The 17,517-nt window shown below is 72.7% G+C and carries 12 protein-coding genes; 7 read left to right on the top strand and 5 right to left on the bottom strand.

What is annotated here, in order from left to right; all coding sequences use genetic code 11:
* The first annotated feature begins 64 nt into the window (after nucleotides 1-64).
* Together O7621_RS01855 and paaN are read left to right on the top strand one after the other, a co-directional pair.
* Entirely contained in the window at nucleotides 65-1,078 is a 1,014-nt protein-coding gene (locus tag O7621_RS01855) for a GNAT family N-acetyltransferase (protein WP_282232436.1), read from the top strand.
* 14 nt (nucleotides 1,079-1,092) lie between these two features.
* Nucleotides 1,093-2,769, top strand: a complete 1,677-nt coding sequence (gene paaN, locus O7621_RS01850) for a phenylacetic acid degradation protein PaaN (RefSeq protein ID WP_282232435.1) — start codon at nucleotides 1,093-1,095, stop codon at nucleotides 2,767-2,769.
* Between the two features lie 85 nt (nucleotides 2,770-2,854).
* On the opposite strand, the gene O7621_RS01845 is transcribed toward paaN, so the two are convergent.
* A complete protein-coding gene (locus O7621_RS01845) occupies nucleotides 2,855-3,394 on the bottom strand; it encodes a GNAT family N-acetyltransferase (protein ID WP_282232434.1) in 540 nt (179 codons plus the stop codon).
* A gap of 112 nt (nucleotides 3,395-3,506) precedes the next feature.
* The gene (locus O7621_RS01840; RefSeq protein ID WP_282232433.1) at nucleotides 3,507-4,433 is read right to left on the bottom strand and encodes a serine hydrolase; all 927 of its coding nucleotides are present in this window, start codon (nucleotides 4,431-4,433) and stop codon (nucleotides 3,507-3,509) included.
* 236 nt (nucleotides 4,434-4,669) lie between these two features.
* On the opposite strand from O7621_RS01840, the gene O7621_RS01835 reads away from it, so the two are divergent.
* Nucleotides 4,670-4,873 (top strand): cold-shock protein, encoded by a 204-nt coding sequence (locus O7621_RS01835; protein WP_067305333.1) that lies wholly within the window; start codon nucleotides 4,670-4,672, stop codon nucleotides 4,871-4,873.
* Nucleotides 4,874-5,269: 396 nt separating this feature from the next.
* A complete protein-coding gene (gene groL, locus O7621_RS01830; RefSeq protein ID WP_278171770.1) occupies nucleotides 5,270-6,892 on the top strand; it encodes a chaperonin GroEL in 1,623 nt (540 codons plus the stop codon).
* Between the two features lie 92 nt (nucleotides 6,893-6,984).
* Here the strand turns inward: groL and O7621_RS01825 are convergent, their stop codons facing one another.
* Nucleotides 6,985-9,456: a S8 family serine peptidase gene (locus O7621_RS01825; protein ID WP_282234826.1), complete on the bottom strand. Its 2,472-nt coding sequence runs from the start codon at nucleotides 9,454-9,456 to the stop codon at nucleotides 6,985-6,987.
* 107 nt (nucleotides 9,457-9,563) lie between these two features.
* On the opposite strand from O7621_RS01825, the gene O7621_RS01820 reads away from it, so the two are divergent.
* The gene (locus O7621_RS01820; protein ID WP_282232432.1) at nucleotides 9,564-11,399 is read left to right on the top strand and encodes a glycerol-3-phosphate dehydrogenase/oxidase; all 1,836 of its coding nucleotides are present in this window, start codon (nucleotides 9,564-9,566) and stop codon (nucleotides 11,397-11,399) included.
* Nucleotides 11,400-11,438: 39 nt separating this feature from the next.
* Here the strand turns inward: O7621_RS01820 and O7621_RS01815 are convergent, their stop codons facing one another.
* Entirely contained in the window at nucleotides 11,439-12,833 is a 1,395-nt protein-coding gene (locus O7621_RS01815) for an FAD-linked oxidase C-terminal domain-containing protein (protein ID WP_282232431.1), read from the bottom strand.
* A 99-nt stretch (nucleotides 12,834-12,932) separates the two neighbouring features.
* On the opposite strand from O7621_RS01815, the gene O7621_RS01810 reads away from it, so the two are divergent.
* The gene (locus tag O7621_RS01810; protein WP_282232430.1) at nucleotides 12,933-14,099 is read left to right on the top strand and encodes an FUSC family protein; all 1,167 of its coding nucleotides are present in this window, start codon (nucleotides 12,933-12,935) and stop codon (nucleotides 14,097-14,099) included.
* 53 nt (nucleotides 14,100-14,152) lie between these two features.
* The gene (locus O7621_RS01805) at nucleotides 14,153-15,886 is read left to right on the top strand and encodes a PrsW family intramembrane metalloprotease (RefSeq protein ID WP_282232429.1); all 1,734 of its coding nucleotides are present in this window, start codon (nucleotides 14,153-14,155) and stop codon (nucleotides 15,884-15,886) included.
* Nucleotides 15,887-15,893: 7 nt separating this feature from the next.
* Here O7621_RS01805 and O7621_RS01800 read toward each other — a convergent pair whose 3' ends face one another.
* Nucleotides 15,894-17,102, bottom strand: coding sequence for a helix-turn-helix domain-containing protein (locus tag O7621_RS01800; RefSeq protein WP_282232428.1), 1,209 nt, complete (start codon nucleotides 17,100-17,102; stop codon nucleotides 15,894-15,896).
* Nucleotides 17,103-17,517 lie beyond the last annotated feature (415 nt).

The following is a 17,517-nucleotide window of genomic DNA, read 5'->3' as shown; positions in this document are numbered from 1 at the left end:
ACCAACCTTCCCCGACCGGTAATTCGGTCGCGCAGGGTGGCTTGGCCCCGTCACGCTCGACGGCATGGACATCACCATCACCCCGCTGGATCCGGCCGACGAGGCCGCCTTCGAGCAGGCGTACCAGATCAGGCGGTCGGCCCCCTTCGTCCCGGACATGCCGCCGACACCCCGGCAGTGGTTCGAGGCCCTGCTGCGGCATCAGCGGCACAGCGTACGGTTCGAGGCCGCGTTGGCCAGTGTGGACGGCGCGCCGGTCGGGTTGGTCGCCATGGAGTTCCCGCTGCTCGACAACCTCGACAACGTCGGCGTGGACATCCAGGTGGCCCCCGGGCACCGGCGGCGCGGCATCGGCCGAGCACTGTACGCGTACGCCGTGCGGCGGGCCCGGGAGACCGGCCGCACCCGGATCATGGGGCACTCGGCGGACACCATGCCCGGCGGCGTCGCCCGCGACCCGGCGCCGACCGCCTTCGCCCTCGCCATGGGGGTCAAATCGGCCCTGGTCGAAGCGCGCCGTCGGCTCGAGATCGACACCGTCGACCAGCCGGCGCTCGACGTGATGCTCGCCGAGGACTGGCGCCGCGCCCCCGGCTACGAGGTGCTGACCTGGGTCGGACCCTGCCCTGAGGAGTACCGCGCCGATCTCGCCTACCTGGACGGGCGGATGGTGACCGACTCGCCAATGGGTGACCTGGAGTGGGAGCCGGAAAAGGTCGACGCCGACCGGATCCACGAAGCGGATCTGGCCCGGGAGGCGGCCGGCACCCGCAGCTACCACACGGTGACCCGGCATCTGGACAGCGGCCGGATCGTCGCCTGGAGCAACATCACCCGGCAGGCCGAACCGGACTGGCACGCCTATCAACAGATCACCATCGTCGCCCCGGATCATCGCGGCCACCGGCTGGGCACCATCGTCAAGATCGAGAACCTGCGGTTCACCTTGCGCCACGAACCGGCGCTGCGGGTGATCGACACCTGGAACGCCGACAGCAACCAGCACATGATCGCGATCAACGAGGCGATCGGCTTCCGGGCGGTCGACATCTGGCAGAACTGGCAGCAGACCATCTGAGGCATGATGACGGCATGACGGAGACCCCGCACCCGCTGTACGTCACGCACGCCGACACCCTGGCCCGCGCGCTGACCGCGATCGCCGAACGCGACTACTGGTCGGCCTACCCCGAGTCGCCGAGCCCTCGGATCTACGGCGAGCACGCCGCCGCCGAGGGCGCGGCGGCTTTCCGCGCCTACCTGGGCAAGGATTTCCCCCTCGACCAGCCCACCGCCACCGGCGAACCGATCGCCACCGACGACAGCCCGTTCGGCATCGAACTCGGCGTCCGGTACCCCCGCGCCGACGCCGACCAGATGATCGCCGCCGCCCGGGCCGCGCTGCCCGCCTGGCGTGACGCCGGCCCGCGCAGTCGGGCCGGCGTCTGCCTGGAGATCCTCGCCCGGCTGCACGAGCACAGCTTCGAGCTGGCCAACGCGGTGCAGTTCACCACCGGCCAGGCGTTCGTGATGGCGTTCCAGGCAGGCGGGGCGCACGCGCTGGACCGCGCGCTGGAAGCCGTCGCCTACGCGTACGCCGAGATGACCCGCCACCCGCGGACCGCCGGTTGGGAGAAGCCGACCGGTCGGGGCGAGCCGCTGCGGATGACCAAGACGTTCCATGTGGTGCCGCGCGGCGTCGCCCTGGTGATCGGCTGCCACACCTTCCCGACCTGGAACTCCTACCCGGGGCTGTTCGCCTCCCTGGTCACCGGGAACCCGGTGCTGGTCAAGCCGCACCCGGGCGCGGTGCTGCCGCTGGCGATCACCGTCCGCTACGCCCGCGAGGTGCTCAGCGAGGCCGGCTTCGACCCGAACCTGGTGCAGCTCGCGGCCGAGGCGCCGGGCGAGCGCCTGGCGACCGTCCTCGCCGGCCGCCCCGAGGTGCGGATCATCGACTTCACCGGCTCCACCGAGTACGGCGACTGGTTGGAGGCGAACGCCCGGCACGCCACCGTCTACACCGAGAAGGCCGGTGTCAACACGATCATCGTCGACTCCACGGCGGACTTCGCCGGCATGTGCCGCAACATTGCCTTCTCCTTGTCACTCTACAGCGGACAGATGTGCACCACGCCGCAGAACATCCTGGTGCCGGCCGGCGGCATCGAAACCGATCAGGGGCGCAAGAGCCCGGACGAGGTGGCCGCTGGCATTGCCGCCGCGATCGGCAGACTGACCGGCGACCCGGCGCGGGCGGTCGAGCTCATCGGCGCGATCGTCGACGACGCGGTCCTCGACCGGCTCGCCGCAGCGGCCAAGCTCGGCGAACCGGTGCTGGAGTCGCGGGAGATCAGCCATCCGGCGTACCCGGACGCGGTGGTGCGTACCCCGCTGGTCGTCAAGCTCGACGCGGACGCCGACGACGGCTACGGCCGGGAGTGGTTCGGGCCGGTCACCTTCGTCGTCGCCACGGCGTCCACCGCGCACAGCGTCGAGATATTCCGGCGTACGGTGACAGCCCGCGGTGCGCTGACCGCCGGTGTGTACTCGACCGACCAGCGGGTACTCGCCGACGTGGAGGCCGCCGCGCTGGACGTCGGTGTGCACCTGTCGGCGAACCTCACCGGCGGCGTGTTCGTCAACCAGTCGGCGGCCTTCTCCGACTTCCACGCCAGCGGTGCCAACGCCGCGGCGAACTCGGCGTTGACCGACGGCGCGTACGTCGCCGGCCGGTTCCGGATCGTCCAGTCCCGCCGGCACGTCTGACCCGGCGCGGCACGGGAGCCGGGTCGGCTCCCGTGCCTGCCCGGTGTCGGGTCGGCTTCCGTGCCGGCTTGCGCCGGCCCGCCGGTCACGCCGGCCGGCGCATCTGCAACTCGGTCAGGTCCGGCCGGGTCGGGTGCGGCAGTCGTACGCCGGTGTCGGCGAAGCCGAGCCGCTGGTACGCCCGTATCGCCCGGTCGTTGCCGACCACCACTTCCAGCAGCAGCTCCGGCCGCCCGGCCGCGCGTGACCAGGCGGCGACCGCGTCGACCAGTTCGGCGAGCAGGTTCCGGCCGCGCCAGGCCGGGCTGATGTAGACGGCGAACAGGACGGATACCGACGGGTCGTCCCGCCAGACGTGTGCTCCCGCGTGCGCCACGAACGATGTCGGACCGGTCTCAGCCACGAACTGGGCGATCAGGTCACCGACGGCGGACCGGGCCGCCCGCTCGGCGTACTCGTGCAGCGGGCGGGCCGCCGCGTCGGCGAGCCGTTCGATGAACGCCAGCGGCGAATCGGCGAGCATCTCCAGCCGCAGCGCGCGCATCCGGGCGGCGTCGTCGGCCCGGATCCGCCGGACGGCGGCTACCGGCGGTACGACGTGGTCGGTGTCGGTCCCAGTTCCCATGCCGGCATGCTCGCCCGGCGTGGCCCGGCCGACAACCGGAATCCCGCCTTCGGCCCGGCCCGTACCGGTCACGCCACCAGCCGCCGACGTCATGCCCTCGCCGGCAGCGGGGTCACGCCACCAGCAGCAGGGCGGTGCCGAGTTGCCGGCAGTAGTCGACGCCGTGGTCGAGCCCGTGCCGCCCGGGGTAGCGGGCCAGCGCGCCGATCACCCAGGTCTCCCCGATCGCGAGGCAGCTGATGTGCCAGAGCCCGTCCTCGTCGCGCAGCAGCCAGCCGTTCTTGATGGCGATGGTGGCCGCGTACTCGGCGGTGAGCGCGTCCCGTGGGCCGAAGTCGCCCGCACCGCGGACGGCGCGCATCTCGGACAGCAGCCACGGCGTCCACTGCGGCCCGGCCGCCCGCCCGTCGGCGAGGCAGCGCCCCAGCCTGGTCAGATCACGGGCGGAGACGACCGTGTTGCTCCACCGGTCGCGCTCCGGGGCCGAGTCGGTCAGCCCGCAGAGCCGTACCATCCGCTCGATGGACTCCCGGCCACCGACCCGGTCGTAGGTGGCGTCCGCGCCGGGATTGTCGCTGTCCCGGATGATCGACGACAGCTGGGCCAGCTGAGGTGTCCGGAGCATGTGGCCCTGTTCGTCGGCGCGGCGCAGGTCGTCGGCGGCCAGCCACACCTTGATCAACGACATGGTGTCGCTCTGCGCGGTGAAGTTCGGTGACCCGGTGATCAGCCCGGTACGCCGGTTCAGCGCCGCCCAGGAGAAGAATCCGTCGGTCGGTGTCGGTACCGGGCCGGCGCGCAGCAACACGCTGCGCTGCTGGTGGTCGTGGTCCTGGTCGGTGACGGTCCAGCCCGGCTCGCGCGGCGGTGGTTTACCGGCGTCCCCGGGCAGGCCGCCGGTGAACGCCGACAGCACGATGAGTAGCCCGACGGCGGCGGCCGCAGGGTGGCGTTGGCGGACGCGGTCGTGTCGGGGCGCGGTGCGGTCCGACCGTCGGACGGCCCGGCTGCCAGGCGCGCGATGCCGTCCGGACTTCACGTTCTGCGGTGTACGGGACACACGTGGTCAACGAAATGTGGTGCCAGGGAGACTTGACTGGGGGTTGATGTCCCCTTTTGGGATAGTGCGGTGCCGTCAGACCTCGTGTAGCGTGCGATTCCGGCTGCTGTACTCGGGCAACCCGCACGGGAGTCCCGATCGGTGGCTCCGGCCGGCGAACACGCCGGTCAGAGGGCCGGCAGAGGCCCGGCACGACAGAAGTGAGGTAGTGCACCGTGGCGCAGGGCACCGTGAAGTGGTTCAACAGCGAGAAGGGCTACGGTTTCATCGCGGTCGACGGGGGTCAGGACGTCTTCGTCCACTTCTCCGCGATCGAGATGGACGGCTACAAGGCGCTCGACGACGGGCAGCGCGTCGAGTTCGAGATCGCTCAGGGGCAGAAGGGTCCTCAGGCGGAGAGGGTCCGGGTCATCGCATAGTCGACACAGTCTGCGTACCCGCAAGGCGTCGGTTCTCCTCGAGGAGCCGGCGCCTTTCATCGTCTCACCTGATCTTGACCGTGACGGCAGTCTGCGGCCGCGCGGCCCGAAGGAGTACGTCGGGCCGGCAAGTTGCTGTTCGCTTGCACTCGACAGGGGAGAGTGCTAAACAAGGATTGGCACTCGCCAACCGGGAGTGCCAAAGGTCGGGGCGGTGGGGCCACCGCCGTCGTCCCGCTTCGCGGGGTGGCGGAGATGGCCGGTCGTCGCGGGCTATCCGGCCCGGCCGGCGGACGTCACTGTCGTTAGGTAGCGACGTCCGAAGGTGCGTAGAGCAGGCGGCATGGCGGAGCTGACCGGCTCCGGTGCTGCGAGCGTCCAGGAGGACAACGCCGTATGGCCAAGATGATCGCGTTCGACGAAGAGGCGCGCCGCGGTCTCGAGCGGGGCATGAACACCCTCGCCGACGCCGTCAAGGTGACGCTGGGCCCGAAGGGCCGCAACGTCGTGCTCGAAAAGAAGTGGGGCGCTCCCACCATCACCAACGATGGTGTGAGCATCGCCAAGGAGATCGAGCTCGAGGACCCGTACGAGAAGATCGGCGCCGAGCTGGTCAAGGAGGTCGCCAAGAAGACCGACGACGTGGCCGGTGACGGCACGACGACGGCGACCGTCCTGGCCCAGGCCCTGGTCCGCGAGGGCCTGCGCAACGTCGCGGCCGGCGCGAACCCGATGGCCCTGAAGCGGGGCATCGAGGCCGCCGTCGCCAACGTCGCGGAGGAGCTGAGCAAGCTCGCCAAGGACGTGGAGACCAAGGAGCAGATCGCGTCCACCGCGTCGATCTCCGCCGGGGACTCCAGCGTCGGCGAGATCATCGCCGAGGCGATGGACAAGGTCGGCAAGGAAGGCGTCATCACCGTCGAGGAGAGCAACACCTTCGGCCTGGAGCTGGAGCTCACCGAGGGTATGCGCTTCGACAAGGGCTACATCTCGCCCTACTTCTGGACCGACCCGGAGCGGATGGAGGCCGTCCTCGACGACCCCTACATCCTGATCGTCAACAGCAAGATCTCCTCGGTCAAGGACCTGCTCCCGATCCTGGAGAAGATCATGCAGTCGGGCAAGCCGCTGCTGATCATCGCCGAGGACGTCGAGGGCGAGGCGCTGGCCACCCTGATCGTCAACAAGGTGCGCGGCACCTTCAAGTCGGTTGCCGTCAAGGCTCCCGGCTTCGGTGACCGCCGCAAGGCGATGCTGACCGACATCTCGATCCTCACCGGCGGCCAGGTCGTCAGCGAGGAGCTCGGCCTGAAGCTCGACGCGGTGACCATCGACATGCTGGGCCGGGCCCGCAAGGTCCAGGTGACCAAGGACGAGACCACGGTCGTCGACGGTGCCGGCGACGCCGAGCAGATCCAGGGCCGGGTCAACCAGATCCGGGCCGAGATCGAGAAGAGCGACTCCGACTACGACCGCGAGAAGCTGCAGGAGCGGCTGGCCAAGCTGGCCGGTGGCGTCGCGGTGATCAAGGTCGGCGCGGCCACCGAGGTGGAGCTCAAGGAGCGCAAGCACCGCATCGAGGACGCGGTGCGCAACGCCAAGGCAGCCGTCGAGGAGGGCATCGTCCCTGGTGGTGGCGTCGCCCTGGTGCAGGCCGGCAAGACCGCCTTCGACAAGCTCGACCTGGTCGGCGACGAGGCGACCGGCGCGCAGATCGTGAAGATCGCGCTGGACGCCCCGCTGCGGCAGATCGCCGTCAACGCCGGCCTCGAAGGCGGCGTCGTGGTGGAGAAGGTCCGCAACCTGGAGGCCGGCCACGGCCTCAACGCCGCCAACGGCGACTACGTGGACCTGCTGCAGGCGGGCATCATCGACCCGGCCAAGGTGACCCGGTCGGCGCTGCAGAACGCCTCGTCGATCGCGGCGCTGTTCCTGACCACCGAGGCCGTGGTGGCGGACAAGCCGGAGAAGACCCCGGCTCCGGCGGGTGCGCCGGGCGGCGGCGAGATGGACTTCTGAGTCCAGCCACGCCGCAGTAGCGACAAGACCGCAGGGCGGTTACCGGGCAGCTTCCCGGTAACCGCCCTGCGGCGTCTCCGGTCCCGCGCCGATCAGGCGGTGGACCGGGCGGCCTGCACCGCCGCGTACGCGTCGACCAGCCCGGCGCCGGTGAGGTTCGCCGGGTCACCGCAGGTGTCACCGCCCCCGGTGCCGGCCTCGGCGGCGGTCTGCCGCAGGATCCGCGCCGTGCCGTCCAGATCGCCGATCAGCTCCGGTTGCGCCGACCACAGCAGCGCCACCACCCCGGCCACCTGCGGGGTCGCCATCGACGTACCGTCCAGCGCCGCGTACCCGCCGCCCGGCATCGCCGACAGCACGTCGGCGCCCGGCGCCACCAGGTCCGGCTTGACGGTGCCGTCCGGTGCCGGGCCCCGGCTGGAGAAGTCGGTGACCTTCCGGTCGGCGTCCACCGCGCCGACGGTCAGCACATCGGTGTACGGGGCCGGTGGGTCGTCGACCGAGCTGCAGAACGGTCCGGTGTTGCCGGCGGCGGCCACCATCATCAGCCCGGCGGCGGCCAGCGCCTCGGTGGCCGGCCGCAGCGAACCCAGGTCGCAGCCTTCCAGCTCCGGGCAGCCCCAGGAGTTGGTGAGTACGTGCGGGGCGCGCTCCGGTCGGCCGTCGGCGAACGGGTCGCCCCCGGTCGGGAACGGGGCCAGCATGAACTGCAGGCAGTCCAGGTAGCGTGCCGGGTTGCCGAGGTTGCGGTCCAGGTTGACACACCCGACCCAGGACGCGCCCGGCGCGACCCCGATCGAGGTGTCGCCGACGGCCGAGCCGAGCGTGTGGGTGCCGTGCCCGTTGTTGTCGGTCGGGGTACCGGTGCCGTTCCACGGGTCGAACCAGGAGTCGCCGCCGCCCCGGAACCCGTCCGCGAGCGCCGGATGGTCGCCGTCCACCCCGGAGTCCGAGGCGCCGACCACGATGCCGGCGCCGTCGACACCAAGCTCCGTCCAGACCCGTTCGGCACCGACCATGGTGATGTTCCACGGCGGGGTACGCGGAGCGGGCTGGTCGCCCCGTTCGGGCTCGACCGTGGCCGGCAGCGGCCGCAGTTGCTGACTGATCAGCACCCGGTCGACGTCGTCCCGCCGGGTCAGCCATGGCCGCAGCGCCGGCCCGGCGTCCACCTCGATCGCGTTGACCAGGTAGTACGGCGTGTAGGACAGCCCCCACCCGTCCAGATCGTCGCGCAGGTCGGCCTGGCTGGCCTCGGCGGTGTCGACCAGCCGTTGGAAAACCGTACGGACCCGTTCGTCGCGGGCCTCCGGCCCGGTGCCGCGCGGCACGTCGGACAGGTCGGCCTGCTCCCGCAACACCACGAACAGCCGTTCGCCGTGCAGGCCCGGCTGCCCGACGGCGAGGTGCACGGCGGCACCGGCCACCGCCAGCACCACGACGGTGGCCACCGCCACCCACCGCAGTGGTCGACCTGCCAGCCGTGGTGGTCGACCCGCCCGCCGCAGACCGAGACCGAAGCCGAGGCCGACACCCGACGCGAGCGCCAGCGCCAGCCCGACGCCGGCACCGACCGACGCCCAGAACGGCAGGTCACGGCCGATGGCCAGGAGCAGCGAGACCTCTTCCGGGTCGAGCAGGGCCAGCGGTCCGCCGACGGACAGCCCGGCCAGTACGCCGAGCGGCGCGCTGGACCGGTCGGCGGCCCAGCCGATCGCCGCGGCCGCGTACCCGATCGGCGGCAGCACCAGGATGACGGCCAGGTGCCCGCCGGGTTGGCCGATGCCGGCGGCGAGCAGCAGCAGCCCGACCCCGGCGACCGTCCCGCCGAGCAGGATGGTGCGCACCGCCGAGCGCCCCTGCGGGCCGGCGCCGATCGCCGTCCAGAACCGGCGGGGCAGCAGTTCGGCGGCGTACCAGCCGATCGCGGCCGCTGCGGCGACGGCGAGTGCCGTCTCCGCCGCGCCGCCCAGCGCGCCGACCCACCACCAGGGCAGCAGCATGACCAGCCCGGCCGCGACGGCGAGCAGGACAGCCACCATCCGGTCCGCCTTGCCAGACTGAGCGTGAGCTGGCTCAGTGTGAGCTGGCTCGGCCTGAGCTGGCTCAGCCTGAGCTGACTGAAGCTGACCTGGTTCGGCCTCGCTCGGTTCGGCCCGGCGCCGTAGCGCCCGCAGCCCGGCGGCGCCGCCGGCGGCGAGCACGGTGAGCGTGGCCAGGTACAGCTCATGGTGGACGGTGGGTACGGCCCGCAGCAGCCCGAAACCGCCGAGGGCGAACGCGGCGACCAGCCAGGCCCGGCCGGTCGCCCGTACCGCCGGTGACCGGGGCACCAGCGCCAGCAGCATGGTGGGTACGCCGACCAGCAGTGCGTTGCCGAACGCGATCAGCGGCCAGACCACCGCCGGGGTGGGCAGCCCACTGGCCTGCAGGACCTGGTCGGTCAGCCAGCCGCCGGCCTGCGCGAACACCGTCACACCGACCGACCAGATCGCGATCGCCACCGCAGCGACCGTCGGCCACACGCTGGCCGGCGGCGGCCCGGCGGCGGCGGACGGCTGCATCGGGTACGGCGGCTGCATCGGATAGGGCTGACCGGGGTACGGGTAGCCGGGATGACCGGGCGGCTGCGTCATGTCCGCCACCCTAGGCGGCCGGATACGGTGGAGAGGTGCGTGACCCTGCCGTCTCCCGGTACGCCGCCGGCCAACTGTCCGTGACCCGCCGCGCCGCCGATCTGCGCCGCCTCCGTGGCGAGCGGTTCGACGTACTGGTGATCGGGGGTGGGGTGACCGGCGTCGGCGCCGCCCTCGACGCCGCGTCGCGTGGTCTGAAGGTGGCGCTGGTCGAGGCCCGCGACTACGCCGCCGGCACGTCCAGCCGGTCCAGCAAACTGATCCACGGCGGGCTGCGCTATCTGGAGCAGCTCGAGTTCGGGCTGGTGCACGAGGCGTTGACCGAGCGTGGCCTGCTGGCCACCCGGATCGCCCCGCACCTGGTCCGGCCGGTGCCGATCCTGGTTCCACTGCCGCAGGGCGGCGCCAGCGGGCCACGGGCGCTGCCCGGTCGGGTCTGGCGGCGGGCCTACTACGGCACCGGGGTCGCCGCGTACGACGCGTTCGCCGGGGTGTTCGGCGGCGGCCGGGGGATGCCGCTGCACCGGCACCTGTCCCGCGAAGGCGCCCGGCGGATCTTCCCCAGTCTGCGGCCTGACGTCGTCGCCGGCGCCGTGCGCTACTACGACGGTCAGGTCGACGACGCCCGGCTGGTGGTCACCCTGGCGCGGACCGCGGCCAGCCTCGGCGCGGCCGTGGTGACCAGCGCCCGCGCCGTCGGCCTGCTGCGCCAGGCCCGCGAGGTGACCGGGGTGCGGGTCCGCGACATGGAGGCCCGGCCCGGTGACCCGGACGCCGAGTTCGAGGTACGCGCCCGCACCGTGATCGCGGCCACCGGCGTGTGGAGCGACGACGTGTCGCGCATGCTCGGCGACGTCGGGGTCCGGCCCGGCCTGCGGGTACGCGCGTCGAAGGGCGTGCATCTGGTGGTGCCCCGGTCGGCGATCACCGGTGAGGCCGGGCTGATCCTGCGTACCGCCACCTCGGTGCTGTTCGTGCTGCCCTGGGGCGGGCACTGGATCATCGGCACCACGGACACCGACTGGCGGCTCGACCGCGCCCACCCGGCCGCCTCCGAGCGAGACATCGGCTACCTGCTCGACCAGGTGAACACGGTGCTGGACCGGCCGTTGACGCCGCGCGACATCGAAGGGGTGTACGCCGGGCTGCGGCCGCTGCTGTCCGGTGAGGCGGACTCGACGTCGCGGCTGTCCCGGGAGCACGCCGTGGTGGAGCCGATGCTGGGTCTGCTGCTGGTGGCTGGCGGCAAGTACACGACGTACCGGGTGATGGCCGCGGACGTGGTGGACCGGGCAGCGGCCCGGCTCGGGGTGAACCGGCCGTCGCGGACCGCCGACCTGCCGCTGCTCGGTGCCGACGGGTTCGCCGCGATGTGGCGGGACCGCGCCGACGTGGCCCGCCGGCACGGCGTACCGGGTGGGGTGCTGGAGCATCTGCTGGAGCGGTACGGCACCCTCGCGGTGGAGCTGCTGGCGATGCTCGACGACGATCCGCTGCTGGCCAGCCCGGTGCCCGGTGCACCCGAGTACCTGGCCGTCGAGATCGCGTACGCGGCCCGCGCCGAGGGTGCGCTGCACCTCGACGACGCGCTGACCCGGCGGACCCGCATCTCGATCGAGACGCCGCACCGGGGCAACGACTCGGCCGGGCACGCCGCCGAGGTGATGGGCCGGGTGCTCGGCTGGGACGACGCGGTGCGGGACCGCGAGGTGGAGCACTACCGGGCCCGGGTGGCGGCGGAGCTGCAGTCGCAGCGGATGCCGGACGACGCGACCGCCGACGCGGCGCGCCTCGGTGCGGCGGATGTCCGCGGCTTCGCCGCCGACCGGGGCGTGGACTGGCCGTCGGACTCCGACGTCACCGCCGGCTAACATCCGGCTGGCCGGCAGAGCCCGCCGGCCGGCTGCAGGTCAGAGCAGTTTCCCGGGGTTCAGCAGGTTCGTCGGGTCCAGCGCCTGCTTGATGGCGCGGTGCACCCGCATGCCGACCGGGCCGATTTCCTCGGCCAACCAGTCGCGTTTGAGCAGGCCGACGCCGTGCTCGCCGGTGCAGGTGCCGCCCAGGTCCAGCCCGAGTCGCATGATCGCGTCGAAGGCGGCCCGGCCGCGGGTCAGGCTGTCCGGGTCGGCCCGGTCGACCACGATGTTCGGGTGCAGGTTGCCGTCGCCGGCGTGCCCGACGACGCCGATCGGCACGGCGTGTTCGGCGGCGATCGCCTCGACGCCGTCGAGCATCCGGGCCAGCGCCGACCGGGGCACCGCCACGTCGTCGATGATCAGCCCGCCGTTGCCGGCGGGGAAGGTCCGCGCGGCGAGGCGTTCCATCGCCGGGTGAGCCAGGCGGCGGGCCTGCAGCAGGGCGGCGGCCTCGACCGCGTCGCTGGCGGCGTACACCTCGGCTGCGCCGGCGGAGGTGCACACCTGCGCGATCCGGTCCAGGTCGGTGCCGGCGGCGGCGCCGGTGTCGACCGAGGCGAGCAGCAGCGCGGCGGCGTCGGTGCGCAACCCCATCGGCCGGTACGCCTCGATGGCCTGCAGGTGGGTGCGGTCCAGCAGTTCCAGCAGGCTGGGGCTGAGCCCGCCGGAGGCGATGCCGGCGACGGCGGTGCCGGCGGCGGCGGTGGAGTCGAAGACGGCGACCAGGGTGAGCGAGGCGTCGGCGGCCGGCCGCAACGCGACGGTCACCTCGGTGATCACCCCGAGGGTGCCTTCGGAGCCGACGAACAGCCGGGTCAGGTCGTAGCCGGCGACCCCCTTGGCGGTGCGCCGACCGGTGCGCAGCACCTCGCCGCTGGCCAGCACCACTTCGAGCCCGATGACGTACTCGCCGGTGACGCCGTACTTGACGCAGCACATGCCGCCGGCGTTGGTGGCCACGTTGCCGCCGATGGTGGACGACTCCCACGAGCCGGGATCCGGCGGGTAGCGCAGCCCGTGCCGGCTCACCTCGGCGGCCAGGGTGGCGTTGACCACGCCGGGCTGGACGACGGCGGTGCGGTTGACTGGGTCGACGTCGACGATCCGGTCCATCGCGGCGGTGGAGAGCACCACCGCGCCGTCGACCGCGTTCGCCGCGCCGGCCAGCCCGGTCCGCGCCCCCTGCGGCACCACGGGTACGCCGTACCGCGCGGCGACCTTGACGGTGGCGACCACCTCGGCGGGCGTGCGGGGTCGGACCACGACGGCCGGGGTGCCGGCGGCGCACAGGTCGGCCTCGTCGCGCTGGTGGCCGCGCAGCAGGTCGGGGTCGGTGAGCACCGCGGCGTCGGGCAGTGCCGCGCGGAGCGCCTCGATGAGATCGGACATCTTCGCAGGCTAGCCAGCTCGTCGCCGGACCGGCCACCTCGGGCGTGACCGGATGGGCAATACCGCTTTAAGCCGCAAATTGCTCGGTACGCTGCCCGCATGGCCGACGCCGGGAAGCCACCACGTGCGGCGGCGGCACCCCGTCTCACCGGGCTGCTCACGCTGACCCGCAGCCGGGTCGGAACCGAGTTGCGGGAACGGTCGGACCGGGTCCGCGCCAACCTCGTACTCGCCCTGCAGGCCGGCCTGGCGGCGGCGCTCGCCTGGTTCATCGCCCGCCGGGTGATCGGCCACCCGGTGCCCTTCTTCGCCCCGATCGCGGCGGTGATCATCCTCAGCGCCTCGATCGGGCAACGGCTCAAACGCGCCGCCGAACTGGTGGTCGGGGTGGCGGTCGGGATCGCCATCGGCGACCTGATCGTCATCACCATCGGCACCGGCACCTGGCAGTTGCTGCTGATCGTGCCGCTCGCGGTGATGGTCGCCGTCTTTCTGGGCAGCGGTGCGGCCCTGGTCACCCAGGCCGCGTCGTCCGGAGTGCTGGTCGCCACCCTGACGTCGCAGTCGGAAAACCTCTACCCCGACCGGTTCATCGATGCCCTGGTCGGCGGATTGGTCGGGCTGGTGGTGCTGATCCTGCTGCTGCCGCTCAACCCGCTGGTCATCGTGCGCCGGGCCGCCGATCCGGCGCTGGACGTCCTGTCCGACATGCTGATCCTCAGCGGCAAGGCGTTGGCTGGGCGGGACCGCCGCCGGGCCGAGGCCGCATCGAAGCGGCTGCACGATGCGGAGAAGGAGTTGTCCGAGTTCCGGGAGGCGGTCGAGGCGGGACACGAGACGGCGGTCCTGGCGCCGGCGCGCTGGCGGGCCCGCGGCCCACTGGCCCAGTACGCCGAGAGCGCCGAGTACGTCACCCGAGGGCTGCGTAACTCGCGGGTGCTCACCCGGCGGGTGGTCTCCCTGCTGACCGAGGACGAGCCGGTGCCGTCCGCCCTGGCGGAGGCGGTCTGCCACCTCGGCGACGCGGTGCGCATCCTGCGCCACGAACTTGACGCGGGTACCGACCCGGTGCGCACCCGGCGGCGGGCGCTGGACGCCGCCCGGTGCGCCGGTGCGGCGTACGAGGCCGGGGTGGGGTTCAACGGCAGCGTGGTGGTCGCCCAGATCAGGGCTACCGCGAGCGACCTGGTCCGGGCCAGCGGCACCGAAGCGGGCGCGGTCGAGGAGATGGTCAGTGAGGCGTTCGGGCGCGACGGCCCGGAATGACCGGCCGGGCGACACGCTGCCCGCCGTTGGTCGGTGCTGGCTACGCTAGCCCAATGTCCGACACTGTCCCCGGTGGTCCATCCGGCTCCCGCCCTGCGGCGGATTCGACCGATCCGGCCGAACCGGTGGATGCGGTGTCTCTGCCCGAGCCGCCAGCTCCGGAGACGTCGGCGGAGCCGGCAGCTGCGGCGGACCCGCCAACCGCGGCGGAGTCGGTGGACGAAGTCGTGCCGGCCGGTCGGCTGCGCCGTAGCGTCTGGCTGCGCTGGCTGGCGTTGGCCGGCATCGTGGTGCTGATCGCCGGCTGCGGCGTCGCCATCCTGGTCTACCTCGGCACCGCGCTCGGCCCAGTCGCGTTGACCGTCGGCGTCATCGCGGCGGTGCTGCCCGTACCGGTGCTGGTCGCCTGTTTCCTGTGGCTGGACCGGTACGAACCGGAGCCGGTGCGCTACCTCGCCTTCTGCTTCGCCTGGGGGGCGTTCGTCTCCACGTACGCCTCGCTGAACGTGAACAACTTCTCGGCGGATCTGCTCTACAACCTGGGTTACTCGGAAGCGCTGGTGGCGGTGCTGGTGGCGCCGTTCATCGAGGAGCTGACCAAGACCCTCGGCCCGATCCTGCTGCTGCTGACCCGCCGCCGCGAATGGTCCGGCATCACCGACGGGATCGTCTACTGCGGCATGTCCGCGATCGGCTTCGCGATGGTGGAGAACATCCTCTACCTCGGCGGATACGGCTACGCCGCCGGCGCCGAGCAGTACGGCCCGGCGACCGGCGCGCAGAACGTCTTCGCCATCTTCATCGTCCGGATCCTGTTCACCGGCTTCGCCCACCCGCTGTTCACCTCGATGGCCGGTGTCGGTCTCGGGGTGGCCGCGCGCAGCGCCGACCGGCGGATCCGGGTGCTCGCGCCGACCGCCGGGCTGCTGCTGGCGATGATGCTGCACGGGGCCTGGAACCTGATCCCGACGCTGGTCGAGGCGACCGGCCAGACCCTGATCCTGCTGTACGGCTACATCGGCCTGATGGTGCCGATCTTCTTCGGCATGGTCGGCCTGGCGGTGTGGCTGCGCAGCTGGGAAGGGCGGCTGACCGAGCGGGTGCTGCCCGACTACGTCCGGGCCGGCTGGTTCACCCCGCCGGAGGTGGCGGCGTTGGGCAGCCTGGGCCGGCGGCACTCGGCGCGTCGCTGGGCCAGCCGGGTGGCCGGCGAGCCGGGCGTACGGGCGATGCGCGACTTTCAGGCCGCCGCCACCAAGCTGGCGCTGCTGCGCGACGGCCTGCTGCGCGGCCTGGAGAGCAAACCGAAGGAGCTGGCCCGGCACGCCAAGGAGGAGCAGCGGCTGCTGACCGCGCTGGCCGGCTACCGGCAGGCGTTCGTCGGCCGGGACCCGCAGGCGCCGCACGCGCTGTGGAACGGGGCGGACTACCAGATCACCTTCCCGGACGGCAGCCAGCGGCAGGTGCCCGCGCCGGATGAGCCGGTGGTGCCGATCCCGGTGGTGCTCACCGCGCCACCGCCGCCTCCGCCACCGACGTTCGCCGGCTACCCGGGCTGGCCCGGAGCCGGGCCGGGCACCCCGCCCGGTTACGGCCCACCCCCGTTCTCCGGCTACGGCCCCCCGCCCCCCGGTTACGGTCCACCGCCCCCGCCGGGCTATGGCGCTCCGCCTCCGCCTGGGTACGGCGCTCCGCCTCCGCCGGGCTACGGTCCGCCGTCCGGATATCAGTTCCGGCCCGGCTACTACAACCCACCGCCGCCCGGCTACGGCCCGCCCCCGGGCTAACGGGAGGTCAGCAGCGGGTCAACCCGAGCGCCGTCGCCAGCCGGGCGATGCCGGCGACCTGCGGTCCGTGGCGGGCAATCTCGACCACGAGGGTACGGGCGGAAGGCCGGGAGCGGATTTCAGCCGGTGCAACGCGGTCCGCCTCGACCACCCACCGTCCCGCCGCCGTGAAGTCGCCGACGTCGAGGTACGCGCGTGCGGCGTCCACCAGGTACGCCGCCCGGTGTTCGGCGGGCAGCCCGCGCCATGCCTGCTGCCTGCTGGCTGTCTCGTGTCGGCGTACCGCCTGCCCGGCATCGCCCGACTCCACCGCCGCCACGATGTGCGCCAGCTCGACGGCCGCCGGGCTGAAGCTCGCCGTCCGGTAGTCCTGCCCGTCGCCGATCCGCGCGGCGACGCCTTCGGCCTGCCGGAGCAGCTCACCGACACTGTGAGTGTCGCCGCAGCCGGCGGCGGCCAACCCGGCCTGCAGCAGCAACGTCCCGTACACCGCCCGGGAACCCGGTCTCGCCTGCCCATCGGTGGATGCGGCGACCCGGTCGGCGGCGGCGATCGTCGTGATCATCGCCAGCCGGCCTTGGCCCAGCCCGCGCAGCGCCTGCGCGAGCGGCGCCGCCGCCGACCCGGCCAGTAGCGGATCGCTGCCAGCCGTGGCGAGTGCCCGATCGGCGGCCAGCCAGGCCAGCTCCGACTCTCCCACTTTCACGAGCACGAGCGCGGTGACCCGGTACGCCTGCACCAGCAGATCCGTCCCACGTTCTGGTTGCGCGCTGTGCAGTCGCCGTGCGGCGTCCAGCAGCTCCGGCACCGTCCGCAGCAGCCGGGGATGGTCCCCGTGCCGGTACGTCGACCAGGCGTGCTCCACCCGCTGCGACACCTCCCCGGCATCGGGTGCCTGCCCGGCCGGGCCGGTGGCGAACACCTCGTAACGCGCGAGTGCCGCCCGGACCGCGTCGACACCGGCCACCGGGCCGCCGATCTGTGGCTGGCCGGTGTCGCCCAGCAACTCCGTCGGGTCGACCCGCAGCACGTCGGCAACCTGCTGGATCAGCGAGAACCGGTCCAACCGCCGGACCCCGCGCTCGACCTTCTCCACCCAGCTCTTCGACCGGCCGATCCGGTCGGCGAGCACCTGCTGGGTCATCCGCCGCCGGACCCGCCACAGGGCAACCCGACGCCCGACCGCCACACTCACGGTGCACGGCCGGGTGGGCACGGCCACGGCGTACCCACCGGGCACACCGCACAACACCACGACGGACGCACCGGCTCGTGCACCGGCCCACCGCCACCGGCCTGGGGCTTTCTCACCGCAGGTAGTGCCGGCCGGCGTTACCGCCCCGCCGCTCCGCGCGATCGGTCCGGGTCGCCGGCCGCCGGTCCGGTGGCGGCACAGTCCGGTCGGCGTACCGCCGCCGACCCGGCACCGGATACACCACATCGACCGGTATGTCCGCACGCTGAAATCACTTCCCGAACACAGACGTCCCCCTCGACGAGTGTGGAGGGCGGCGACCCGAGGTGGCTCTCCGTGTCGACCCCGGGCCGCCGCCGTAGACGGGCCCGACGCGCGAAAGGGCGATCACGGGTACGGCGTCGGGCCCAGCTGGCAGGTCGCTGATCCACAGGTG

Origin of the sequence: Solwaraspora sp. WMMD937 (assembly GCF_029581175.1) — a bacterium.
Lineage (GTDB): Bacteria > Actinomycetota > Actinomycetes > Mycobacteriales > Micromonosporaceae > Micromonospora_E.
The sequence above is the reverse complement of the archived record's forward strand: the minus strand, read 5'-3'. Positions and strand labels throughout refer to the sequence as shown.